The sequence below is a fragment of the Thermomonas sp. genome, from assembly GCF_041919455.1.
Lineage (GTDB): Bacteria > Pseudomonadota > Gammaproteobacteria > Xanthomonadales > Xanthomonadaceae > Thermomonas.
Window position 1 is genome coordinate 46,893 of sequence record NZ_JAYRTQ010000010.1, and the last position, 23,041, is coordinate 69,933.

Annotated in this window: 26 protein-coding genes; 11 read left to right on the forward strand and 15 right to left on the reverse strand. The window is 68.1% G+C overall.

The window, feature by feature from the left end; all coding sequences use genetic code 11:
* Nucleotides 1–5: 5 nt before the first annotated feature.
* The 3 genes from ACE3T8_RS08850 to ACE3T8_RS08860 are packed head-to-tail and all read left to right on the forward strand — an operon-like array spanning nt 6 to nt 2,079.
* Nucleotides 6–575, forward strand: a complete 570-nt coding sequence (locus ACE3T8_RS08850) for a DUF6580 family putative transport protein (protein ID WP_374608574.1) — start codon at nt 6–8, stop codon at nt 573–575.
* Between the two features lie 18 nt (nt 576–593).
* Complete coding sequence (locus tag ACE3T8_RS08855) at nt 594–1,145, forward strand: cob(I)yrinic acid a,c-diamide adenosyltransferase (RefSeq protein WP_374608575.1); 552 nt, start codon at nt 594–596, stop codon at nt 1,143–1,145.
* A 22-nt stretch (nt 1,146–1,167) separates the two neighbouring features.
* Entirely contained in the window at nt 1,168–2,079 is a 912-nt protein-coding gene (locus ACE3T8_RS08860) for a histone deacetylase family protein (protein ID WP_374608577.1), read from the forward strand.
* Nucleotides 2,080–2,092: 13 nt separating this feature from the next.
* On the opposite strand, the gene msrB is transcribed toward ACE3T8_RS08860, so the two are convergent.
* A complete protein-coding gene (gene msrB, locus ACE3T8_RS08865; protein ID WP_374608578.1) occupies nt 2,093–2,497 on the reverse strand; it encodes a peptide-methionine (R)-S-oxide reductase MsrB in 405 nt (134 codons plus the stop codon).
* 133 nt (nt 2,498–2,630) lie between these two features.
* Between msrB and lptD the strand changes: the two genes are divergently transcribed.
* Genes lptD through ACE3T8_RS08895 form a run of 6 tightly spaced genes read left to right on the forward strand, consistent with a single transcriptional unit; the run spans nt 2,631 to nt 9,535 of the window.
* Complete coding sequence (gene lptD, locus ACE3T8_RS08870) at nt 2,631–4,928, forward strand: LPS assembly protein LptD (protein ID WP_374608580.1); 2,298 nt, start codon at nt 2,631–2,633, stop codon at nt 4,926–4,928.
* A complete protein-coding gene (locus tag ACE3T8_RS08875; protein WP_374608582.1) occupies nt 4,925–6,352 on the forward strand; it encodes a peptidylprolyl isomerase in 1,428 nt (475 codons plus the stop codon). The genes lptD and ACE3T8_RS08875 overlap by 4 nt, the downstream gene beginning before the upstream one ends.
* A gap of 13 nt (nt 6,353–6,365) precedes the next feature.
* A complete protein-coding gene (gene pdxA, locus ACE3T8_RS08880; protein ID WP_374608584.1) occupies nt 6,366–7,340 on the forward strand; it encodes a 4-hydroxythreonine-4-phosphate dehydrogenase PdxA in 975 nt (324 codons plus the stop codon).
* Nucleotides 7,341–7,350: 10 nt separating this feature from the next.
* Nucleotides 7,351–8,187 carry a 16S rRNA (adenine(1518)-N(6)/adenine(1519)-N(6))-dimethyltransferase RsmA gene (rsmA, locus tag ACE3T8_RS08885; protein WP_374608586.1) on the forward strand — a complete coding sequence of 279 codons (837 nt, stop codon included), beginning with the start codon at nt 7,351–7,353 and terminating at the stop codon, nt 8,185–8,187.
* Between the two features lie 46 nt (nt 8,188–8,233).
* The gene (gene apaG / locus ACE3T8_RS08890; RefSeq protein ID WP_374608587.1) at nt 8,234–8,614 is read left to right on the forward strand and encodes a Co2+/Mg2+ efflux protein ApaG; all 381 of its coding nucleotides are present in this window, start codon (nt 8,234–8,236) and stop codon (nt 8,612–8,614) included.
* 9 nt (nt 8,615–8,623) lie between these two features.
* On the forward strand, nt 8,624–9,535 hold the full coding sequence (locus ACE3T8_RS08895; protein WP_374608589.1) for a symmetrical bis(5'-nucleosyl)-tetraphosphatase: 912 nt from the start codon (nt 8,624–8,626) through the stop codon (nt 9,533–9,535).
* Nucleotides 9,536–9,562: 27 nt separating this feature from the next.
* On the opposite strand, the gene ACE3T8_RS08900 is transcribed toward ACE3T8_RS08895, so the two are convergent.
* Complete coding sequence (locus ACE3T8_RS08900; RefSeq protein WP_374608590.1) at nt 9,563–10,612, reverse strand: OmpA family protein; 1,050 nt, start codon at nt 10,610–10,612, stop codon at nt 9,563–9,565.
* Between ACE3T8_RS08900 and ACE3T8_RS08905 the strand changes: the two genes are divergently transcribed.
* Nucleotides 10,611–10,892, forward strand: a complete 282-nt coding sequence (locus ACE3T8_RS08905; RefSeq protein ID WP_374608591.1) for a hypothetical protein — start codon at nt 10,611–10,613, stop codon at nt 10,890–10,892. The genes ACE3T8_RS08900 and ACE3T8_RS08905 overlap by 2 nt on opposite strands.
* A 34-nt stretch (nt 10,893–10,926) precedes the next feature.
* On the opposite strand, the gene ACE3T8_RS08910 is transcribed toward ACE3T8_RS08905, so the two are convergent.
* From ACE3T8_RS08910 to ACE3T8_RS08945, 8 genes are all read right to left on the reverse strand, one after another.
* Nucleotides 10,927–11,430 carry a dihydrofolate reductase gene (locus tag ACE3T8_RS08910; protein WP_374608741.1) on the reverse strand — a complete coding sequence of 168 codons (504 nt, stop codon included), beginning with the start codon at nt 11,428–11,430 and terminating at the stop codon, nt 10,927–10,929.
* Nucleotides 11,431–11,459: 29 nt separating this feature from the next.
* Nucleotides 11,460–12,254, reverse strand: a complete 795-nt coding sequence (locus ACE3T8_RS08915) for a thymidylate synthase (protein WP_374608592.1) — start codon at nt 12,252–12,254, stop codon at nt 11,460–11,462.
* An 11-nt stretch (nt 12,255–12,265) separates the two neighbouring features.
* The gene (gene lgt / locus ACE3T8_RS08920) at nt 12,266–13,204 is read right to left on the reverse strand and encodes a prolipoprotein diacylglyceryl transferase (RefSeq protein ID WP_374608593.1); all 939 of its coding nucleotides are present in this window, start codon (nt 13,202–13,204) and stop codon (nt 12,266–12,268) included.
* Nucleotides 13,205–13,346: 142 nt separating this feature from the next.
* Nucleotides 13,347–13,850: a TPM domain-containing protein gene (locus ACE3T8_RS08925; protein ID WP_374608595.1), complete on the reverse strand. Its 504-nt coding sequence runs from the start codon at nt 13,848–13,850 to the stop codon at nt 13,347–13,349.
* Nucleotides 13,850–14,737 (reverse strand): YgcG family protein, encoded by an 888-nt coding sequence (locus ACE3T8_RS08930; RefSeq protein WP_374608743.1) that lies wholly within the window; start codon nt 14,735–14,737, stop codon nt 13,850–13,852. The genes ACE3T8_RS08925 and ACE3T8_RS08930 overlap by 1 nt, the downstream gene beginning before the upstream one ends.
* Before the next feature lie 34 nt (nt 14,738–14,771).
* Nucleotides 14,772–15,497, reverse strand: a complete 726-nt coding sequence (locus tag ACE3T8_RS08935) for a LemA family protein (protein ID WP_374608597.1) — start codon at nt 15,495–15,497, stop codon at nt 14,772–14,774.
* Nucleotides 15,498–15,574: 77 nt separating this feature from the next.
* Nucleotides 15,575–16,324, reverse strand: coding sequence for a TerC family protein (locus ACE3T8_RS08940; protein WP_374608599.1), 750 nt, complete (start codon nt 16,322–16,324; stop codon nt 15,575–15,577).
* 33 nt (nt 16,325–16,357) lie between these two features.
* The gene (locus ACE3T8_RS08945; RefSeq protein ID WP_374608601.1) at nt 16,358–16,738 is read right to left on the reverse strand and encodes a diacylglycerol kinase; all 381 of its coding nucleotides are present in this window, start codon (nt 16,736–16,738) and stop codon (nt 16,358–16,360) included.
* A gap of 143 nt (nt 16,739–16,881) precedes the next feature.
* Between ACE3T8_RS08945 and ACE3T8_RS08950 the strand changes: the two genes are divergently transcribed.
* Nucleotides 16,882–17,592 carry an SGNH/GDSL hydrolase family protein gene (locus ACE3T8_RS08950; protein WP_374608603.1) on the forward strand — a complete coding sequence of 237 codons (711 nt, stop codon included), beginning with the start codon at nt 16,882–16,884 and terminating at the stop codon, nt 17,590–17,592.
* Nucleotides 17,593–17,595: 3 nt separating this feature from the next.
* On the opposite strand, the gene ACE3T8_RS08955 is transcribed toward ACE3T8_RS08950, so the two are convergent.
* From ACE3T8_RS08955 to ACE3T8_RS08975, 5 genes are all read right to left on the reverse strand, one after another.
* The gene (locus ACE3T8_RS08955) at nt 17,596–18,831 is read right to left on the reverse strand and encodes an ABC transporter permease (RefSeq protein ID WP_374608604.1); all 1,236 of its coding nucleotides are present in this window, start codon (nt 18,829–18,831) and stop codon (nt 17,596–17,598) included.
* Nucleotides 18,828–19,547: an ABC transporter ATP-binding protein gene (locus ACE3T8_RS08960; protein WP_374608606.1), complete on the reverse strand. Its 720-nt coding sequence runs from the start codon at nt 19,545–19,547 to the stop codon at nt 18,828–18,830. The genes ACE3T8_RS08955 and ACE3T8_RS08960 overlap by 4 nt, the downstream gene beginning before the upstream one ends.
* Nucleotides 19,547–21,091, reverse strand: a complete 1,545-nt coding sequence (locus ACE3T8_RS08965) for an efflux RND transporter periplasmic adaptor subunit (RefSeq protein WP_374608608.1) — start codon at nt 21,089–21,091, stop codon at nt 19,547–19,549. Before ACE3T8_RS08965 ends, ACE3T8_RS08960 begins: the two co-directional genes overlap by 1 nt.
* A gap of 96 nt (nt 21,092–21,187) precedes the next feature.
* Nucleotides 21,188–22,213 (reverse strand): sensor histidine kinase, encoded by a 1,026-nt coding sequence (locus tag ACE3T8_RS08970; RefSeq protein WP_374608610.1) that lies wholly within the window; start codon nt 22,211–22,213, stop codon nt 21,188–21,190.
* Between the two features lie 16 nt (nt 22,214–22,229).
* The gene (locus ACE3T8_RS08975) at nt 22,230–22,940 is read right to left on the reverse strand and encodes a response regulator transcription factor (RefSeq protein ID WP_374608612.1); all 711 of its coding nucleotides are present in this window, start codon (nt 22,938–22,940) and stop codon (nt 22,230–22,232) included.
* Nucleotides 22,941–23,041 lie beyond the last annotated feature (101 nt).

The window sequence follows — 23,041 nt, forward strand, 5'->3', positions numbered from 1 at the left end:
TACCGATGAACAGCCACGCCCCAACGCCTGCCGCCGGCCCGCTGATGCTGGCCGCGCTGATCTTCATCGCCGCGCTGACCCGGGTGATCCCGCATCCGCCGAACTTCTCGCCGATCGAGGCCGTGGCCCTGTTCGGCGGCGCCTATTTCGCCAAGCGCCACTGGGCGCTGCTGGTGCCGCTACTGGCGATGTTCGCGTCCGACCTGGTGCTGGGCGTGATCAACGGCGGTGTCTACTGGGAGTACTTCGCCAGCGCCGGCTACCTGCTGGTGTACGCCTGCATCCTCCTGTCGACGCTGCTGGGCTTCGGCCTGCGCGGCAAGGTCGGTGCCGGCCGGGTGCTGGCGTATTCGCTGGCCGGCTCGATGCTGTTCTTCCTGGTCACCAATTTCGGCGTGTGGGCCTCCGGCACCATGTATCCGAAGAACATGGGCGGCCTGGTGGCGGCCTACGTGGCCGGCGTCCCGTTCTTCCAGTGGACCGTGCTCGGCACCCTGTTCTATTCGGCACTGCTGTTCGGCGGGTTCGAACTGATGCGCCGCCGCGTGCCGGCGCTGCGTCCGCAGACGGTCTGACGACGCAGCCGATCGCCCGTGGGCAATCGCCTCAGCAAGATCTACACGAAGACCGGCGACGACGGCACGACCGGCCTCGGCGACGGCAGTCGCGTCGCCAAGGATTCCGCGCGGGTCATCGCCTACGGCACCGTCGACGAAGCCAATTCCTGCATCGGCCTGCTGCTCGCCGGTAACGTGCCGGACGACGTGCGCGAGTTGCTGGTGCGCATCCAGCACCAGATGTTCGACCTCGGCGGCGAGCTGTGCATCCCCGGTCACGCAGCGATCTTCGATGCCGATGTCGAAGCCCTGGAGCAGCGCCTCGACCACTACAACGACGACCTGCCGGCGCTGAAGGATTTCATCCTGCCCGGCGGTGGCGAAGCCGCGGCGCGCTGCCACATCGCCCGCACCGTGGTGCGCCGCGCGGAGCGCGACACCGTGACCCTGTCGCGCCACGACGCCGTGCGGCCGCAGGCGATCCGCTATCTCAACCGGCTGTCCGATCTGCTGTTCGTGCTGGCCCGGGTGCTGGCGCGCGCCGATGGCCAGGGCGAAGTGCTGTGGGAACACGCGCGTCGGAAGTAGGACGGCGAGCCGGCGACCCCTGATGCGCGTCTACACCCACCCGGCCTGCCTGGCCCATGACACCGGCCCCGACCACGCCGAGCGTCCGGCGCGATTGACCGCGGTCGTCGACGCCCTGCGCCGCGGGTTGCCGGCGCTCGACTGGCACGAAGCTCCGCGCGCGACCCGCGGCCAGTTGCTGCGCGCGCACGCGCCCGAGCTGCTCGACGCGGTGCTGGAAACCCATCCCGCGCATCGGATCCTGCTGGATCCCGACACCGTGCTGTCGCCGGCCTCCGCAGAGGCTGCATTGCGCGCCGCCGGCGCGGCCGTGGCCGCGGTGGATGCGGTGCTGACCGGCAAGACCCGGCGCGCGTTCTGCGCGGTGCGCCCGCCCGGCCACCACGCCACCGGCGATGTGGCGATGGGCTTCTGCCTGTTCAACAACATCGCGGTCGCCGCCCTGCACGCACTCGACAAGCACGGACTGGAGCGGGTGGCGATCGTCGATTTCGACGTGCACCACGGCAACGGCACCCAGGCGATCTTCGAGCGCGACCCGCGCGTGCTGTTCGCCAGCTCGCACCAGTGGCCGCTGTATCCGGAGACCGGCGCGCGCAATGAAACCGGCGTGGGCAACATCGTCAACATGCCGTTGCCGGTCGAAGCCGAAGGGGTGCTGTTCCGCCGCGCGTGGGCGGACGTGCTGCTGCCGGCCGTGGACGACTTCCGCCCGCAGCTGCTGCTGGTCTCCGCCGGGTTCGACGCGCACTGGCGCGATCCGCTGGCCCAGCTGCGACTGCAGGCGGGCGACTACACCTGGATCAGCGAGGAACTGGTGGCCCTGGCCAACCGCCATTGCGGCGGCCGCATGGTGTCCAGCCTGGAAGGCGGTTACGACCTGGCGGCGTTGGCGGAATCCAGCGTGGCGTACGTCGGCGCGCTGTGCGCCTGAGCCGCGCGCCGGTTCACGCGGGATCGGGCAGGAAGGCCAAGGCCGCGGAATTGATGCAGTAGCGCAAGCCGGTCGGTGCCGGACCATCCGGGAACACATGGCCCAGGTGCGAATCGCAGCGCGCGCAGCGCACTTCGGTGCGGCGCATGCCATGGGTAACGTCTTCGTGCGCGGTCACCGCGCTGGCCGACAACGGCCGCACATAGCTCGGCCAGCCGCTGCCGGAATCGTACTTGTCCGCCGATGCGAACAGCGGCGCGGCGCATGCCGCGCAGGTGTAGACGCCCGCCGCCTTGTGATCCCAGTACTTGCCGGTGAAAGGAGGTTCCGTGGCCGAACACCGGCACACCGCGTATTGCTGCGGATCCAGCCGCGCGCGCCACTCGGCATCGGTCGTGGGCAGGTCGTGGTCGTTCATCGGATGCGTCCTCGGCGGTCTGCGGGCAGTCTGCGCGTTTCCCGCGGATCGCGGGTGAACAAGGTCGTCTGTTTGCCCGTGGGGGTCGCTTCCGGCAAGCTTGTCGTCTGTTTTTCCGCCAACCGGATCACCCGTGCGCCCAGTCCTGCGCCTGCTGCCCCTGCCGCTGTGCATCGCGTTCTCCCTGCATGCCCATGCCGCCGACGATCCGCCGAACTGGGGCCTGTGCCCGGTGCAGGACGTGCTCAAGCCGTTCGCGGAGGCGCAGGCCGCGCCGGAAGGCCTGCATGTCGACAACACCGACCAGTCCACCGACATCGAAGGTGATGCGCTGTCCGGCACCGAAGCGAATCCGGTCTTCCAGGGCAACGTGACCATGCGCCGCGGCGACCAGTTCATGGGCGCCGACCAGATCACCTTCGACAAGGAAGCGGACCGTTACACCGCGGAGGGCAGCATCCGCTACCAGGGCTCCGGCCTGCGCATGGTCGCGGCCCGCGCCGAAGGCAACCAGGGCACCGAAACCCACGTCATCCACGACCTCGACTACCAGTTGCTTTCGCGGCGCGGCAATGGCGGGGCGGACAGCGTGACCCTGGCCGGCGAACTCGGCACCCTGCGCGGCGCCACGTATTCGACCTGCCCGCCGGAAGCGCGCCAGTGGGAACTGCGCGCCCGCCAGATCGACATCGACACCGAGGAAGGCATGGCCGTCGCGCGCGGCGCGACCCTGCGCGTCGGCAAGGTGCCGGTGCTGTACATGCCGTGGTTCATGTTTCCCACCGACGAGCGCCGCCGCACCGGCCTGCTGTTCCCGTCGATCTCCAATTCCAGCCGCAACGGCTTCGACTACCGGCAGCCGATCTACCTGAACCTGGCGCCGAACTACGACCTCACCCTCAATCCGCGCCTGATGACCGAGCGCGGCGTGCAATTGGGCGCGCAGTTCCGCTACCTGGTCGAAGGCGGGCAAGGCACGCTGGAAGGCACGTGGATGCCCGACGACGACCTGCGCGAGCGCGACCGCAGCCTGATCCGCTACCAGGCCTTCCAGAACCTCACGCCGCACTGGCAAGCGCGGGCAGACCTGAACTGGATCAGCGACTCGCGCTATTACGAAGATTTCAGCAACAGCCTGGACGGGCTGTCGCAGACCAGCGCCTACAGCGCCATCGGCGTGTACGGGCGCGGCCAGGGCTGGGACGCGGGCGTCACCGCCGATCACTGGCAACTGGCCGATTTCACCCTGACCGAACAGGCACTCCCGTTCAGCCGTCTGCCGCGCGCTTACGTCAACTGGGAACAGCGGCTGGCCGGCCTGCTGGTGGGCGGCATCGGTGCCGAGGCCGTGCGTTTCCAGCACGAAGCCTTCGACGCCGGCTCGCGCATCGACCTGAAGCCCTGGATCAGCCTGCCGCTGGAAGGCGATGCCTGGTTCCTGCGGCCGACCGCGGCCTACCGCTATACCGCGTATTCGCTCGACCCGGGCGCGAGGATGCCGGGAGGCAGCAGCTCCCCGTCACGCGGGCAGTCCATCCTGAGTGTCGATGCCGGCCTGTTCTTCGATCGCGACACCACGGTCAAGGGCAAGCAGTACCTGCAGACCATCGAACCGCGCCTGTTCTACCTGAACGTGCCTTACGCCGACCAGACCGACATGCCGCAGTTCGACACCCAGCCGCTGACCTTCAGCTGGGGCCAGCTGTTCCGCGACAACCGCTATTCCGGCGCCGACCGCCAGGCCGATGCCCACCAGCTCACCCTGGCGGTGAGCACCCGCATGATCCGCCAGTCCGACGGGCGCGAACGCTTCTCCGCCAGCCTCGGCCAGATCCGCTACTTCGACGAATCGCGGGTGCGCCTGCCGAACGAGCCGATCACCGAAAAGGGGCGATCGGCGTGGGTGGCGGATGCCAACTACGCGCCCACCGACCGCTGGACCATCGGTGCCTCCTACCAGTGGGATCCCAAGTTCAAGCGCACCGACCTGGCCAGCGTGCGCGCACGCTACCTGCTGCCGGACGATGGCGTGTTCAACGTCGGCTACCGCTATCGCCGTTCGCTGCTGGAACAGGCGGACATCTCCTTCCTGTATCCGGTCAGCGCCAGTTGGAGCGTGGTCGGGCGCTATTACTACTCGCTGCACGACAACAAGACCCTGGAAACCATGGCCGGCCTGCAATGGGACAGCTGTTGTGTCGCCGTTCGGCTTGTCGGCAGGCGCTACGTGCACAATCGGCAGGGCGATCTCAGCAATGCATTGATGTTCGAGATCGAACTGAAGGGCCTTGGCTCCGCCGGCCAGGACACGCGTCGCGCCTTGCGCCGATCCATCCTCGGCTACAATCGCGACGACCTGTATCTGGTGCCGCCGCAGACCGCCACGGGCCAGCCCACCCCGCCCGATTCCGCTGCAGACACCCTTCCATGACCCCAGCTTTCGCCACGCGCGCCAAGCGCACTCTCCTTGCCGCCGCCCTCGCCAGCCTGTTGGTGGCGGGCAACGCGCAGGCACAGTCCTATGCCGGCACCCAGCCGGTCGACCGCATCGCCGCGGTCGTCAACGAGGACGTGATCCTGCGCAGCGAACTGGATCGCGCCATCGCCAACATCCGCGGCCAGTACGCCGGCAAGGAAAACCAGTTGCCGCCGGCCGACGTGCTCGAACGGCAGGTGCTCGAGCGGCTGGTGCTGATGCGCCTGCAGATCGCCCGCGCCACCGACTCCGGCATCAATGCGAGCGACGAGGAACTGGAACGCGCAGTGCAGGGCGTGGCCGAGCAGAACAGCATGAGCGTCGACCAGTTGCGCCAGCGGCTGGCCCAGGACGGCATGGCCTTCACCGAATTCCGCAACAACCTGCGCGACGAGATCGTCACCCAGAAACTCCGCCAGAGCTTCGCCCAGAGCCGCATCAACGTGAGCGAGGGCGAGGTCGACGCCGCCATGGCCACGGCCTCGGCGACCGCCAGCCAGCAGTTCCGCCTGGCCCACATCCTGGTGGGCGCGCCGGACGGCGCATCGCCGGAGCAGTTGGCGGTGGCGCAGAAGAAGATCGAAGGCGTGCAGGCGCTGATCCAGAAAGGCGAAATGACCTTCGCCGCCGCGGCCGTGCGCTACTCCGACAGCCCTAACGCGCTGGAAGGCGGCGACCTGGGCTGGCGCGGCCTCAACGAGATCCCGCCCGCATTCGCGCAGACCATCCAGCAGATGCAGGCCGGCCAGGTGATCGGCCCGATCCGCGGACCCAGCGGCTTCCAGTTGCTGCAACTGGTCGAAACCCGTACCCAGGCCGCCGGTTCCGGCGAACAGGTGACCCAGTTCTCGGCACGCCAGATTCTGGTCAAGGTCGACGACAAGACCGACGATGCCGCCGCCAAGTCGAAGGCCGAGACCCTCGCCGCGCGCATCACGGGTGGCGCCGAGTTCGCCAAGCTGGCGGGCGAATCTTCCGACGATGCGGCAACCAAGCGCCGCGGTGGCGACATGGGCTGGTTCGGCGCGGATACCTATGGCACCGATTTCGGCATGCAGGTCGCGTCCTTGTCCGACGGCCAGACCTCGGCGCCGTTCAAGACCGAGGCCGGCTGGGTGATCGTGCAGCGCATCGGCAGTCGCCAGGTGGCCGCGGCCGATGAGGGCCAGCGCGCCCAGGTCCGCGAAACCATCGGTCGGCGGAAGCTGGAAGAGGAATGGAACCGTTTCCTGCGCGAGATGCGCGGCGAAGCCTTCGTCGACGTGCGCGACGCCGCCGGCAATTCCACCACGCCCGTACCGACCGGCACCGCGCCGGAGGAGCGGCGCAAGCCGACGCTGACCCCGGAGCAAGGGCAGAAACGCGCCAGCGGTGGCTGATCGGCCCCCGCCGATGCGCCCACGGCTCGCGCTGGTCCCCGGCGAACCGGCGGGCATCGGTCCCGAACTGGTGGTTCGCGCCGCCCAGCATGACTGGGAGGCGCAACTGGTGGTCCACGGCGATGCGGCCAGCCTGCATCGCGCCGCCGATGCAGTGGGCCTGTCCATCGAATTGCATCGCAGGGGCGATGCTCCGCAGTCTTCGCGCAGCCTGGAATTGGTCGAGATCGTGCATCCGGTCGCCGCCGCGTTCGGGAAGCCAGCGCCAGCGAACGCCGCGTCGGTGGTCGAATCGCTGACCCTCGCCGCCCGTGCCTGCCTTGATGGCGAATGCGATGGCTTGGTCACAGGCCCGGTGCACAAGGCCGCGATCAACCAGGGTGGCATCGCCTTCACCGGCACCACCGGCTTGCTGGCCACGCTGGCCGGTTGCGAGGTGGTGATGATGCTGGCCAACCCCGGCATGCGCGTCGCCCTGCAGACGGTACACCTGCCGCTGCGCGCGGTTGCCGACGCGATCACCGCCGATGCGCTGGCCTCGACCTTGCGCATCGTCGACCAGGCATTGCGCACCCAATTCGGCATCGCCTTCCCGACCATCGCCGTGCTCGGCCTGAACCCGCATGCGGGCGAGGACGGCCATCTTGGCCGCGAGGAACTCGATGTCATCGAACCCGCACTCGAGCGCCTGCGTCGCGAAGGCCTGTCGCTGGTCGGCCCGTTGCCCGCCGATACCGCCTTCCTGCCCGGCAAGCTGCGCGGCTTCGACGCGGTGCTGGCGATGTACCACGACCAGGGCTTGCCGGTACTCAAGCACGCCGACTTCGCCAACGCGGTCAACATCACCCTTGGCCTGCCGTATCCGCGCGTGGCGGTCGACCATGGAACCGCGCTGGACCTGGCCGGCAAGGGCGTGGCCGATCCCTCCAGCCTGTTCGCGGCCATCCGTACCTGCACGCAACTCGCGCGCCAGCGCAGAGACGCATGAGTCCCAGCCAATGAGCACGTTCACCGAACCGGCCAAACCAAACCCATCCGGTTTTTCCGCCGAGGCGAAAAAACACCTCGGCCAGAACTTCCTGCACGACCGCAGCGTGATCGACAAGATCGTGCAGGCGATCGATCCGAAACCGGGCGATGCGATCGTGGAAATCGGCCCCGGCCAGGGTGCGCTGACCTTCCCCTTGCTCAGGCGGCATGGCGCGATCACCGCGATCGAATTCGACCGCGACCTGCACGCGCCGCTGCAGGCCGCCGCACGCGAACACGGCACCCTGCACCTGATCGAGGGCGACGTGCTCGGGGTGGATTTCAGCGCGCTGGCCACCGCGCTTGCGCCTGCCGATGGACAGATCCGGCTGGCCGGCAACCTGCCCTACAACCTCAGTTCGCCGATCCTCTTCCATGCGCTAGACCACGCCGCGGCGATCCGCGACATGCATTTCATGCTGCAGAAGGAAGTGGTGGAACGCATGGCGGCCGGCCCCGGCAGCAAGGTCTACGGGCGCCTGAGCGTGATGCTGCAGGCCTATTGCATGGTGACGCCGCTGTTCGTGGTGCCGCCAGGCGCGTTTCGCCCTGCGCCGAAGGTGGACTCGGCGGTGGTGCGACTGGTGCCGCGTGCCGCGGACACCATCGAGGTCGGCGATCGCCGCGTCTTCGCCAACGTGGTGCGTGCCGGATTCGGCCAGCGCCGCAAGACCCTGCGCAACGCACTGAACGGCGTGGCCGACGTGGCCGCAATCGAGGCCGCCGGCCTGCGCGCCGATGCGCGCGCCGAACAGGTCGAAGTCGCCGGGTTCGTGCGCCTCGCCAATTTCCTGGCCAGCGGTTGAAGCTGCTTTCATGCGATGCAGCGCGCATCGCCGCTAGAATGCACGCATGAGCAACACCGATTACCAGTTCGACATCGCAGTCGCCACGCGTTTCCTCGACGAGCAATCCGTGCCCGAGGAAGGGCGCTTCGTGTTCGCCTACACCGTGCACATCCGCAACGACGGCAAGGTGCCCGCGCAATTGCTGGGCCGCCGCTGGCTGATCACCGACGGCAACGGCAAGGTGCAGGAAGTCGTGGGCGAAGGCGTGGTCGGCGAACAGCCGTGGCTGCGTCCGGGCGAGGGCTTCGAATACACCTCGGGCGCGGTGCTCGAAACCGACATCGGCACGATGCGCGGCAGCTACGACGTGCTGGCCGACGACGGCACCCGCTTCGCCGCGCCGATCCCGCCGTTCACGCTGTCCATCCCGCGCACGCTGCACTGAGGCCCGGGCATGGCGACCTGGGCCATCGGCGACCTGCAGGGTTGCTACGACGTCACCCAGCGCCTGCTGGAGAAGATCCGCTTCGACCCGGCGGTCGACCGCCTCTGGTTCTGCGGCGACCTGGTCAATCGCGGCGGACAATCCATCGAGACCCTGCGCCTGGTGCACTCGCTGCGCGAGGCGAGCCATGTGGTGCTGGGCAACCACGACCTGTCGTTGCTGGCGATCGGCGAGCGTTCGCCGGACGAACAGCGCAAGGTCAATCCCGACCTGCAGGGCGTGCTGTTCGCCGAGGACGCCCGCGAGTTGCTGGACTGGCTGCGCATGCGCGAACTGGCGCATGTGGATCGCGGGCTCGGCTGGATGATGGTGCATGCCGGGCTGGCCCCGAAGTGGACCACGCAGCTGGCCGAAAAACACGCGCGTGAAGTCGAATCCCGCCTCCGCGGCGACAACTACCGGCGCGTGCTGAAGAACATGTACGGCGACAGCCCGGACTGGTCGCCGGCGCTGGGCGGTGCCGAGCGCGACCGCGCGATCATCAACATCTTCACCCGCATGCGCTATTGCAGCCCGCGCGGGCGGATCGCATTCGAACACAAGGGCGAACCGGGCACCCAGCCACCCGGCCTGTACCCGTGGTATTCGGTGCCCGGACGCGCGAACCGCGACCTCAAGGTGGCCTGCGGACACTGGAGCACGCTGGGACTGTTCGTCGGCCAGGGCGTGCATGCGCTCGACACCGGCGCGGTCTGGGGCGGCAAGCTCACCGCGTTGCAGCTGGATGCCGAGACCCTGCACGTGGTCCAGGTGCCCGGCCGCGACGTGCCTGCGCCGCCACCGCGGCAGCGTCCGCCCCGTCCCAAGCAGGGCAATCGCCCGAACAAGCCGCACTCACCGCAACGCCGCGATCAGACCTGATCCGCTTTTGCGGGCCGGCCGGCGTGGTCAGCGCCTGGCCAGTTCCACCCGACGGTTCTGCGCCCGGCCGACATCGTTGCCATTGGTCGCCACCGGCGAGCCGGCGCCCTTGCCCACGGCCTCCAGTCGCGCACCCTCGATCCCCGTCGCGACCAGCCAGTCCCTCACGGCATTCGCCCGCTTGCCGGACAGCGCGTCGTTGTAGGCAGCGCCGCCGACATCGTCGGTATGCCCTTCGATGGTGATGCGCAGCGCGGGATCGTCGCGCAACAGGCCGGCGACCTGCTCGAGCACCACGGTCGATTCCGGGCGCAACGTCGCCGAATCGAAATCGAAGTTGATGCCGTAGACCGCGACGCGCCCGTCTTTCGCCAGCGTGTCCGCCATGGTGGTCACCGGCGTCTCGGCCGCACGTCCGGGACAGGTCGCGGGTTCGGCGGCGATGCGCTTGACCTCACCGTAGTCGGAGAGGCTTTCGCCGTCCACGCCGGCGGTGAAGAAACGCGTGCCGTCGCGGGCGAAGACCAGCAGCAGGGCCCGTGCTTCGCGCGGCGCGCCTGCATCATCGGTTTCGATGTAGCGGATGCGGGCGATGTTGCCTTCCATGCCGCCTGCGAAGGTGGCCGGCTGGGTCGACAAGCCGCCGGGCTGGAAGCAGCCGCTGATCGTGGTGCCCGCCTGGGTGACATTCCAGGTGCCCCAGACCGTCTCGTAACTGCCGCTGGCATCGGTCGTCAGGACCGCAGCCGGCGCATCGCCGAAGCCGCGGAGTTCGGCGAGCGAATAGGACTCACCGCCGTGGTTGGAGGTGAAGTTGGCGCGCACCCAGCGACCGGCAACCGGTTTGGCGATGTCGAAGCGCTGGCCGTTGACGCCTTTCTGCAGGCTTCCCGAAAAGATCGGCTGGAAGCCTTCGCTGGCGGAGGTCGTCGAGACTTCGATCGTGAGGTCCTTGATCCCCGCATCGACGCCACCCATGCCGGAGGTGTCGTTGTCGAATTCAAGCGTGCGCAGGGTGGCGGCCTCGGGCAGCTCGAACACGAAGGACTGCGGCTTGCCATCGCCGACCCAGTTCATGATCGAGGATCCGTCGATCATGAGAATGGGCGCGGTGACCAGCAGCGCCTCCGATGGCATCGGCATGATGGTGCCGTTGGCGAAGGAGAGCAGGTTCGGCGCGATGGCCGGCGATGCCGTTGGCTGCTGGTCCGTTGCGGGTGCCGATGCGGCAGCCGGTGCGGGATCGACGGCCGCCGCCTCAGGCGGCGAAGATGTGCGGGAACAGGCCGCTGCCGCGCACAGTGAGGCGATGAGGACGATGGGCAGCAGGCGCATGGGCATCCGGGCGAGTCGGTGATGCCCGAGCCAACGCGAAAACCACGCCTGCAAGGTCAGTCCGTGCTGCCCGCCCGAACGTAGTCCACGAAATCAAAGGCGAACGCATGCGCCTCATCCGCCGCGTGGGAAACGCGCGCGACCTCGCGCCAGGCTGCAGCATCGAAGCGCGGGAAAAACGCATCCGCGCCGTCAACGAGCGTGTCGACGTAGGTGAGGCGCAGGCATGTAGCATGCGGCAGTGCCAGCGCGTAGACCTCGCCGCCACCGATCACGCAGAGTTGCTCGCCATCGTGCCGCGCGATCGCCATCGCCTCATCGATCGCGGACACCGCCTGCATCCCATCGAACGGCACGCGGCAGCTGCGGGTCAGCACCAGGTTGCGGCGCTTGGGCAGCGCGCGTCCCAGCGATTCCGCCGTCTTGCGGCCCATCAGGATGGGCTTGCCCAGCGTCAACGCCTTGAAGCGCTTGAGATCATCCGGCAGGTGCCACGGCAGCGCGTTGCCCCTGCCGATGGCGAACTCGCGGTCCAGCGCGGCGATCAGCGAGACCTGTATTCCAGCATCGGGCATGCGCGACGCCGGCATCAGACCGCGACGGGCGCCTTGATCGCCGGCAGCGGATCGTAGCCTTCGATGGCGATGTCCTCGAACGTGAAGCCGAAGATGTCGCGCACGTCGGGATTCAGCACCAGCGTGGGCAGCGCGCGCGGGCTTCTCGACAACTGTTCGCGCGCCTGCTGGAAATGGTTCGAATACAGGTGCGCATCGCCCAGCGTGTGCACGAAATCGCCCACGCCCAGGCCGCAGACCTGCGCCACCATGTGGGTGAGCAGCGCATAGCTGGCGATGTTGAACGGCACGCCCAGGAAGATGTCGCCGCTGCGCTGGTAGAGCTGGCAGCTGAGCTTGCCGTTGGCCACGTAGAACTGGAACAGCGAGTGGCAGGGCATCAGCGCCATCTTCGGCAGGTCGGCGACATTCCATGCACTGACGATCAGGCGTCGCGAATCCGGATTGCGCTTGATCTCGTCGATCAACCAGGCGATCTGGTCGACGGTCTTGCCGTCCGCGCCTTCCCAGCTGCGCCACTGCTTGCCGTAGACCGGGCCGAGTTCGCCGTCGGCATCGGCCCACTCATCCCAGATCCCGACCTTGTGCTGCTTCAGGTAGGCGATGTTGGTCTGGCCCTGCAGGAACCACAGCAGCTCGTGGATGATCGAGCGCAAGTGCAGTTTCTTGGTGGTGACCAGCGGGAAGCCTTCGCCCAGGTCGAAGCGCATCTGCCAGCCGAACACGCTGCGGGTGCCGGTGCCGGTGCGGTCGGCCTTCTCGGTGCCGTGTTCCAGCACATGGCCCAGCAGGTCGAGGTATTGGCGCATGCTTCAGCGCGTCACTTCGCCGCGGCCGCGGGCTGCGGCTGCAACGTCGGCGATGAATGCGACTTCCAGCACCAGAACAGGCCCAGCAGGATCAGCGGCAGGCTGAGCACTTGCCCCATCGTGAGCCAGCCGAACGCGAGGTAGCCGAGTTGCACGTCGGGCTCGCGCACGAATTCCACCAGGAACCGGAAGCTGCCATACAGCAGGGCGAACAGCCCGGTGACCGCATAGCGCGGACGCGGCTTGCGCGAATACCAGACCAGCAACGCGAACATCACCAGTCCTTCGAGCGTGGCCTGGTACAGCTGCGAGGGATGGCGGGCGAAGGTGTCGAGGATGCCGGCGTCGAACTGCTGCTTCAGCGTAGCCGCGTCCATCGAGGCGAACGGTTCCGGCAGCGAACGCGGGAACACCGTGCCCCAGCCGTCGAAGGCAGTCCCTTGCGTGGGCTTGCCCCAGAGTTCGCCGCCGATCCAGTTGCCGACGCGACCGAAGCCCAGCCCGGCCGGCACCAGCGGGGCGACGAAATCCACCGTGTCGAAGAAATGCAGGCGGTGCCGGCGCGACCACCACGCACCCGCGGCGAGCACGCCCAGCAGGCCGCCGTGGAAACTCATCCCGCCTTCCCACACCCGGAACACCATCATCGGGTTGGCGGCGAAGCTGGCGAAGTCGTAGAACAGGATGTAGCCGATGCGCCCGCCCAGCACCACGCCGAGCATCGCGTAGAACATCAGGTCGCCGAAGCCGTCCTCGTCCACGCCCGGCAGGCGGCCTGCGCGGATGCGCCGGCGGCCCAGCCACCAGGCTACGATGAAACCCAGCAAATACATCACGCCGTACCAGTGGACCTGCGGATGCACGCTGCCGAGCAGCGGCAGGTTCCAGGTCCCGAGGTCGAGGGCGATGGGGTCGATCTGATGGAGGAATGTCTGTTGAGAATCCGGCATGCGTCTATTGTGCCGCAGATGGGGAATGTCGCTGCGATGGCGCCTACCGCCGGGCGTTCGCTACGCGGCTCGAAATGCCGCTACGCGATCCGCCCGACGGTCTCGCCATCGCGACCGATTGTCCGAACACGTGGTGCGGAGATCAGAGGAAGACCGGCTGGTCGGGCAGCTCGTCTTCGTCACGCGTGCCCGGTTCCTGCGGGAAATGCTCGGCCAGCAGGTCGCCGACCGCCTCGATGCCGGCGACCACGCCATCGGCATGCTCGCCTGCGCGCAGTCGCCCTTCCATCAGCTCGCAGACGCCACGCCATTGCTCGGCGCTGACGAAGGGCCGCAGGCCGCGATCGGCGACGATCTCGATGCGGTGGTCGGCCAACAGCAAGTAGATCAGGACGCCGTTGTTCGCCGCGGTATCCCAGACCCGCAAGCGGGCGAAGGCCTCCTCCGCGCGCGCGCGCGCCTGCACGCCGCGGAGGACGTCGCGCCACGGCAGCGAGGCCTCCACCGCGAAGCAGACTTCGCCGGCATGGCAGGTCTCGCCGATGTCGATCGCCGCGGCGATCCGCTCCATCGCCGCCGGCGGGAACAGGCCGCGCGCATCGGCGGTGAACAGATGGGTGAACAAGCGCTTGAGCGTGCCGGCCATCACCACCCTCCCGAGGCGCCACCGCCCCCGGACATGCCGCCACCACCCGACCAGCCGCCGCCGGAGCTGCCGCCGCCCCAACCGCCGCCACCGCCCGAATACCCACCCCAGCCGTGATGGCGGGCATAGCGACCACCGCCGCCACCCGAGGCCAGGCCGAGGAAAAACCCGATCACCGCACCGATGCCGCCGACCAGCACGACCGAGGACACCAGCCAGGCCACCGCGCCACTGGCACCGCCACCGAACAGGGCCCGGATGCCGGCCGGCAGGCGTCCGAAGAACGCCCGCGCGAACTGGCCCACCACGAAGGCGACGAACAACGCGAACACCCAGGTGCCGCCACGATCCTCGCCTGTCGGGTTGTCCGCCACGGGTTCCGGCAACGGCTCGCCATCGACCAGCTTGACCAACTGCGCCGTGGCATCCACCACCCCGCCGGCGTAATCGCCCTGGCGGAATTTCGGCACCATGTATTCCTGGATCACGCGGCCGGCGGCGATGTCGGGAATCGCGCCTTCCAGCCCGTAGCCCACTTCGATGCGCACCTTGCGGTCGTCCTTGGCGACGACCAGCAGTACGCCATCGTCCACGCCCTTGCGACCCAGCTTGAACGACTCGAACGCGCGCACCGCGTAGGCCTCGATCGCCTCGGGCTGGGTGCTGGGGATCATCAGCACCTGCAACTGGTTGCCCTTGCGTTGCTGCAGGGCCAGGGCCTGTTGCTCCAGTTGCTGCCGGGTCGCGGCATCCAGCGTATTGGTGGTATCGACCACCGGCGAGTCGAATGCCGGGATCTGCGCCTGCTGCGCCCAGGCCGGCAAGGCCAGGAACAGCAGCAGGCACGCGACCCGGAACCCCGCGAATGCGCGGCGCATCGGCGACATCGGTCGAGGATCCGCCATGCCGGCAGCCTCCGGCTCAGACCTCGGGCGCGTCCTGCGGATCCTGCGGGGCGTTGCCGCCCTGCACCGGCGGCGCGGCCGGCTGTGGCGGATTGACGATGCCCGGCGGCACGTCCGGGGCCGGGGCCGGCGGGGCGACCGGAGCGGGCGGCGGCGCGCCGAAATCGACTGCCGGCGCGTCCTGGATCTGCGCTTCGTTCTCCACCGTGAAGTTCGGCTTGGGCTTGTAGCCGAAGATCATCGCGGTCAGGTTGACCGGAAACTGGCGGATATAGGTGTTGTAGTCCTGCACCAGCTGGATGTAGCGGCCGCGCGCCACGGTGACGCGGTTCTCGGTGCCTTCCAGTTGGGTCTGCAGGCCGATGAACTGCTGGTCCGCCTTCAGGTTCGGATAGGCCTCGGTGACCATCATCAACCGGCCCAGCGCCTGGCTGAGTTCGCCCTGCGCGGCCTGGTACTGCGCCAGCGAAGCCGCGTCATCGGCATTCACGTTGATCTGGCTGACCTTCGCGCGCGCTTCGGTCACCGCGGTCAGTACCTGCGCTTCATGCGCGGCATAGCCCTTCACCGTGGCGACCAGGTTCGGGATCAGGTCGGCGCGGCGCTTGTACTGGTTGAGCACTTCCGACCAGCCGGCCTTGGTCGCTTCGTCCTTGCTCTGGATCTGGTTGTAGCCGCAACCGCTGAGCATGACCACGACCAGCGCGAGCAGCGCGCCACGGACAAGCGAAAGACCACGCATGGGAAGCTCCTGGGACACGAGGGACTTGCGGTAACGGCTAGTGACGGGCAAACGGGGTTAAGCCGGCGTGCAATTGATCACCACTCGCCGGCACCGGGCACGTGGTGCGCCACGGCCTTGCGGCGCATCAGCAGGTTCAGCCACTCGACCAGCACCGAGAACGCCATCGCGAAGTAGATGTACGGCTTCGGCACGTGGGTGCCCAGGCCATCCAGCACCAGCACCGCGCCGACCAGCAGGATGAAGGCCAGCGCCAGCATCTTCACGGTCGGGTTGTCGTCGATGAACTTGCCCAGCGGATTGGCGGCCAGCAGCATGATCGCCACCGCCAGCAGGATCGCGAACACCATGATCGGGATGTGCTGGGCGATGCCGACCGCGGTGATCACCGAGTCCAGCGAGAACACGATGTCGATCACCGCGATCTGCGCGATCACCACCCAGAACACCGACGACGATTTGGTGGTGCGCGGATCCTCGTCCTCGCCACCGCCGATCAGGTCGCGGATTTCCAGCGTGCCCTTCACCAGCAGGAACGCGCCGCCGACGATCAGCACGATGTCGCGGATCGAGATGCCCATGCCGAACAGCACGAACAGGTCCTGTTCCATCGTGGCCAGGAAGGCCAGCATCACCAGCAGCAGGATGCGGGTGACGCAGGCCACGGCGATGCCGATCTTGCGCGCCAGCGGGCGCTGCGCCTCGGGCAGGCGCGCCACCGCGATCGAGATGAACACCAGGTTGTCGATGCCGAGCACGATCTCGAGCGCGCTCAGGGTCACCAGGGTGAGCCATGCATCGGGTGACGCCAGGAAACTCAGGTCCATTCGATTCTCGTCTTGTCGCGCCTTGGGCGCGGATTACAGGTAGCGCGGGGCCAGGATCAACGCCCACACCAGCAGCACGTTCATCATCAGCACGAACACGGCCGCGGACCCCATGTCCTTGGCGCGCCCGGCCAGTTCGTGGCGCTCGGCGCCGTAGCGCTCGATCACCGCCTCCATCGAGGAGTTCATCAGCTCCATCGCCATCACCAGCAGGCAACTGCCGATGAGCAAAGCACGTTCCACGCCAGTCTCCCCGAGGACCCAGCCCAGCGGGCCGAGCACCACGAACAGGCAGACTTCGAGGCGGAACGAGGATTCGTGCAACCAGGCCGCGCGCAGGCCCTGGATCGACCAGATCGCGGCCTTCATCACCCCCGCCGGACCGCGCGGGAGATGGCCGTAGATGTCAGCCATGCGGCCGGACTCGGAAGAAGGAGAGCATCGCTGGACAAGCCCGTGGCAACCGATGGATTTTGCCACAGCCCCCGTGAGGATGCAGGCTTGCGCCAGCCTTTCGCCGCTGTTCCACTGGCAATCCAGCACCGGGAATCCACCGCATGATCCGTCCGTTCCAGCGCCTGCGCATCCTCTCGGCCAGCTGCATGCTCAGTGCGAGCTTGTTTGCCCTCGCCGGCTGCGCTTCCGCCCCGCCGGCACAGATTGCGGTGGATCCGGTTTCCACGCCTGTCTGGGTCAACGACATGGCCCGCTTCGAGGCCGAAGACGCCGCCAACCCGCCACCCGCCGCCCCGATCGTGTTCACCGGCAGCTCCTCGGTACGGATGTGGGACAGCCTGGCCAGCGATTTCCCGGGTAAGCCGGTGCTGAACCGCGGTTTCGGCGGCTCGCAGGTACGCGATGCCGTGCACTACGCCGACCAGATCGCGGTCCGTTACCAGCCGCGGATGATCGTGCTGTACTCCGGCGACAATGACATCAATGCGGGCCGCAGCCCGCAACAGGTGCTGTCGGACTTCCGCGCTTTCGTCGCCCGCATACGCCAGGCGCTGCCGCGCACCCCGATCGCCTATCTCGCGATCAAGCCCAGCCCGTCGCGCATCGACCAGCTGCCGCGCCAGCAGCAGGCGAACGCGCTGCTCCGACAGGAAGCCGCGCGGCTGGAGCACGTGGAATTCATCGACGTGGCCACACCCATGCTGGGCGCCGACGGCCAGCCGCGCGCCGAGCTGTTCATCGAGGATCGCCTGCACATGAGCCGCGCCGGCTACGAGTTGTGGCGCGGGGTGGTCGCGCCCTACCTCGACTGACCGCTACTGCTGGCGCAGCGCCTCGATCGGGTCCAGCAGCGAGGCCTTGCGCGCCGGGTAGTAGCCGAAGAACAGGCCGGTACCGATCGAGAACGCCGCCGCCAGCATCACCACTTGCGCGTTCAGCTGCACCGGCAGGTCGCCGAGCTTGCCGACGACCAGTGCGCCGACCACGCCGATCGCGATCCCGATCACCCCGCCGATCAGCGAGATCAGCATCGCCTCGGCCAGGAACTGACGCTGCACGTCGCCCGGACCGGCACCGACCGCCATGCGCAGGCCGATCTCGCGGATCCGCTCGGTCACCGACACCAGCATGATGTTCATGATGCCGATGCCGCCGATGATCAGGCAGATGCCCGCCACCGCGCCCAGCAGCTTCGACATCAGGTTGGTCGTCGCGGTGCGGGTCGCCACGATCTGACTGATGTTGCGCACCGCGAAGTCGTCCTCGGCGCCCGGCTCGATCTTGTGGCGCTGGCGCAGCAGGGCCTCGATTTCGGCCTGCGCGCTGGCCAGGTTCCTGGCGTCGTCCACGCCCACCGAGATCTGCTGCACCGCGCCCGGCGGCATCGACTGCGAATTCGACAGGCGGCGACGCGCGGTTTCCAGCGGCACCACCACCATGTCGTCCTGGTCCTGGCCGAAGCCGCCTTGGCCCTTCGCGCCCAGCACGCCGACCACGGTGAACGGCACCCGCCCGAGGCGCACGGTCTGGCCAATCGGATCCTCTTCGCCGAACAGGGTCTTGCGCACCGTTTCGCCCAGGATCACCGGCTTGGCGCTGCCGCCGTAATCGCTCGACTGGAAGCCGTCGCCCTGCGCCACCTTCCAGTCGTTGATCGCGAACCAGTCCGCTTCCACGCCCTGCCACTGGGTCGAGGCGTTGCTTTCGGCGAAGACCACCTGGGTACTGCCGCGCAGCGAGCCCGATGCGTACTGCACGGTCGGCACTTCGTTGCGGATCGCCTCGACGTCGCCACCGCTCAGGCTCCAGCGACTGCCCTGGGCCACGCGCGCGCCGCCAGGACCCATGCCGCCCGCACCACCGATGTCCAGGCGCTGCGAGCCCAGGCCGGCGACCATCTTGTCGATCTCGGCCTGGGTGCCCTGACCGATCGAGACCATCACGATCACCGCGGCGATGCCGATGATCACGCCCAGCGAGGTCAGCGCGCTGCGCATCCAGTTGCCGCGCAGGGCGAAGAACGCGGTGCGCAGGATGTCGAGGAAGGTCATGCGGTCGCCTCCCGCGTTTCCGCGTGCAGCTCGCCGTCGCGCATCACGTAGGTGCGGTCGGCGTGCGCGGCCACGTGGGCATCGTGGGTGATCAGGATGACCGTGTGGCCGTCGTCGCGCAGGCGCTTGAACAGCGCCAGGATTTCCTCGCCGGTCTTGCTGTCGAGCGCGCCGGTGGGTTCGTCGGCCAGCAGGATCGGCGGCTGGTTGACCAGCGCACGGGCGATCGCGACGCGTTGCTGCTGGCCGCCGGACAACTCGTTCGGGCGATGCCCGGCGCGTTCGGCCAGGCCCACCGAGGCCAGCGCGGCGCGTGCGCGCTCCTTGCGTTCGGACGGCGGGATCCGCGCATAACCGAGCGGCATCGCCACGTTGTCGGTCGCGTCCATCCGGGTGAGCAAGTGGAAACCCTGGAACACGAAGCCGATCTTGTCCCGGCGCAGCGTCGCCAGTTCTTCCTTGTCGAGGGTGGACACATCCACGCCATCGCAGAAGTACTTGCCCGCGGTGGGCGTGTCCAGGCAGCCGATCAGGTTCATCAGGGTCGACTTGCCGGAACCCGACGGGCCCATGATCGCCACGAACTCGCCGCGATCGATGACCAGGTCCACCCCGCGCAGCGCCGCCACTTCCGCCTCGGTGCCGGCGGAGTAGATCTTGCTCAGGCCTTGCGTGCGGATGACCGGCACCCTCGCATCGGCCACGCCGACGGCCATCACTTGCTCTCCGTCGCCGACTGCTCGCCCGCGATGACCAGGTCGCCCTCGGCGATGTCGCGGCCGGAGATTTCGGTGCTGCTGCCGTCGCTTGCGCCCAGGCGCGCCATCGCGATCTGCGGCTTACCGTCGACCAGCTTGTAGATGGTCACCCGCTTGGCGTTGAGCTGCGCATCGCGGGCGCCGTCCCACTTCGCGCGCTGGGCATCGTCCAGGGTGTCGCGGAACGCGGCGAACTGCTGGTTGAAGCGGTCGCGCATGCGAGCGCGCATCTGCGCCTGCATGCTGGCATCTCCACCGCCCTGGCCGCCACCCATGCGCGGCGGGCCACCGCCGAACATGCGGTTGCCGCCCTGGCCTTGCGCCGGTGCCTGCGCCATGCGCTCGGCCTGGCGCTGCTTCATTTGCTCCAGCGCGGCATCGAAGGCTGCCTGCTGCTCGGGCTTCAAGCCGAGCGTGGCGGCCAGCGCCCGCAAGTCTTCGCTCATGGCGGCGCCACGGCCACCGGCCTGCGGCCCCTGGCCCGGGCCAGACTGCTGCAGGGCCGCCAGCGGCGAGCCCTCGGCCGGCTTGAAGCGCAGCGCAGCGTTCGCCAGCTTCAGCACGTCGCTGCGCTTGCTGACCTCGATCTCGGCATTGACGGTCAGGCCCGGCAGCAAGGTGCCATCGCTGTTGTCGACGGTGACCACCACCGGATACGTGACCACGTTGTTCGAGGTCGTCGCGGACAACCGCACCTGGTCGACCACGCCCTTGAACTGGCGCTCCGGGAAGGCATCGGCACTGAAGCTGACGACCTGGCCCACCTTGACCTGGCCGATGTCGGATTCGTCCACGGCGAGTTCGATCTTCATCTTCGCCAGGTCCTCGGCGATGGTGAACAGTTCCGGCGCGGACAGGCTGGCAGCCACGGTCTGGCCGGGCTCGATGGTGCGGGTCAGGACCACCCCGTCCACCGGCGAGCGGATCACCGTGCGCGAGAGGTTGACCCGCGTGGTCTGGGTCGATGCCGTCTGCTGGCGGATCTGCGCCTGCGCAGAGTTCACCTGCGCTTGCGCCTGCTCGAGCGAGGCGCGCGCCAGGTCGACGTCGCTCTTGCTCACCAGTTGCTGGCGTCCAAGGTCGGCCTTGCGGTTGTAATCCAGTTGCGCGTTGCGCAGGCCGGCTTGCGCCTGTCGCAACGATGCCTGCGCGCTGGCGATCTGCGCCGCGCCCTGCTCGATCTGCGCCTGATAGGTCGAGGCGTCAATGGTGGCGAGGATGTCGCCCTTCTTGACGGTGTCGTTGAAGTCGACCATCACATCGGTGATCTGCCCGGACACCTGGCTGCCCACGGTCACCGTGGAAATCGCGCTGAGCGTCCCGGTGGAGGAAATCGCCACGCGCACGTCGCCGCGCTGCACGGTCTCGGTGCGGTAGCCGCCATCCGCCGACTGCCCGCGCTTGCTCCAGACATACCAGCCCCCTGCCGCGACGGCGATGACGATGGCGGCGATGCCGAGCTTGCGCAGCGGAAAGGCGGGACGACGACGAGTCTGGTTCATGCGGGGGCTGGAGTCCGGAAAGGGTCGGGAACGCGCGGATGCCGGCGCGGTTGACAGCGCGCGCATGCTACCCGGCCAGACACTGCCGGGAACGGGTCATTGGTCCCGGTTGACGGCCGCGAACAGGATGCTGGCGCGCGTGCCCTGCCCCGGCACGCTGGCCAGGTGCAATGGCCAGCCGCAACGATGCCCCAGGCGCTGGGCGATCGACAGGCCCAGTCCCGCGCCAGTGGGCTGTTCGATGCTGGCCCGATAGAACGGCTCGAACGCACGCGCCAGGGCCGCCGCATCCATGCCGATGCCGGTGTCCTCGATCTCGACACGATCCTGCAGCAGGCGCACGTGGACGGAACCGACATCGGTGAAACGCACCGCATTGCTGAGCAGGTTGCCCAGCATCACCTGCAGCACCCGCGGCGGTGCATGCAGCACCGGCTCGGCCTGCACGTCCAGCGCCAGCGACACGCCCTTGTCTTCCAGCAGCGGGCGCACCTTGTGCAGCTCGTGCTCGAGCACCTCGCGCACGTCGAAGTCTTCGGTTTCCAGAGGGACATCTTCGTCGCGCGCCAGCAACAACAGCGCGGACATCAGCGACTCCATCGACTCGGCCGCGCCCTGGATGCGCGCCAGCGAGCGGCGGGAACGCACCGACAATCCTTCGTCGTGGCCGATCAGGTCGGTCGCGACCCGGATCACCGTCAACGGCGTGCGCAATTCGTGGCTGGCATCGCGGGTGAAGTCGCGCTCGCGGGCGACGTAGGTCTCCAGTCGTTGCCCGAGCGCATGCAGGGCGTCCGCCATCTTGCGGGCATCGCCCTGCACGACGCTCGGGACGCTTCCAGGGGCAAGCGCGGCCGTGTCCGGGTGTTGTGGATCCCAGCGCGCAACCTCCTTCAACACCCAATCCATCGGCGCCACGGCACGCTGGGTCGCGCGATATCCCATCCAGGTCACGCTGATGGTCGCGCCCAGCGCGATGACCAACGCCGCAACGGTGAGCCAGGACATCGCCGAGGCACCGTACATCGCCTGCACGCCGAGCACGCACAGCACGACCACCAGGCAGACGATCGCCAGCTGCAGCAGGAAGATCTCGCGAATGTGGCGTTGCGTGGTTCGCACCAGCCGGGCCCGGGTCTCAGCCGAGCTGGCTGGAAATGTCCGCAATGCGGTAACCGGCACTCTGCACGGTGTGCAGCAGCGGCCGGTCGAACGGCTTGTCGATCACCTTGCGCAGGTTGTACAGGTGGCTGCGCAGGGTGTCCGAGTCCGGCAGGCTGTTGCCCCAGATCTCGCGCTCGATTTCCTGCCGGGTCACCACCCGCGGCGACTCGCGCATGAGGATGGTGAGCAGGCGCAGGCCGATCGGCGACAGCTGCAGTTCGCTGCCACCGCGCGTGGCGCGCAGCGAGGCCGGATCCAGCACCAGGTCGGCGACCTTCAGCACTTCCGAGCCGACCTGGCGGCGCTCGCGGCGGATCAGCGCGCGCAGGCGCGCCTCGAGTTCCTGGATCGCGAACGGCTTGGTCAGGTAGTCGTCCGCACCCGACGACAAGCCCGTCAGCTTTTCATCGAGGGTATCGCGCGCGGTGAGCATCAACACCGGGGTCGACTTGCGCGCCTCGTTGCGCAGGCGCTTGCAGACCTCGATGCCGTCCAACCGCGGCAGCATCAGGTCGAGGACGATGACGTCGTAGGTGTTCTCGGCGGCAAGCCGATAGCCGTCCAGACCGTCCGAAGCGTAGTCCACCTCGAAGCCGCGGCTTTCCAGGTATTCGCCGACCATTTCCGAAATATTGCGGTTGTCCTCGACGATAAGGACCAGCCCCGCCTGTTCCTGTGCCCGCATACATGCTCCGTACAAGTCTTCAGCTTTGTGAAACATGCCGGCTGCGCGGTGGATGCGATGTGAAGGGCTAACCTACCGATCCCTCCCGACATCGCCGCCGC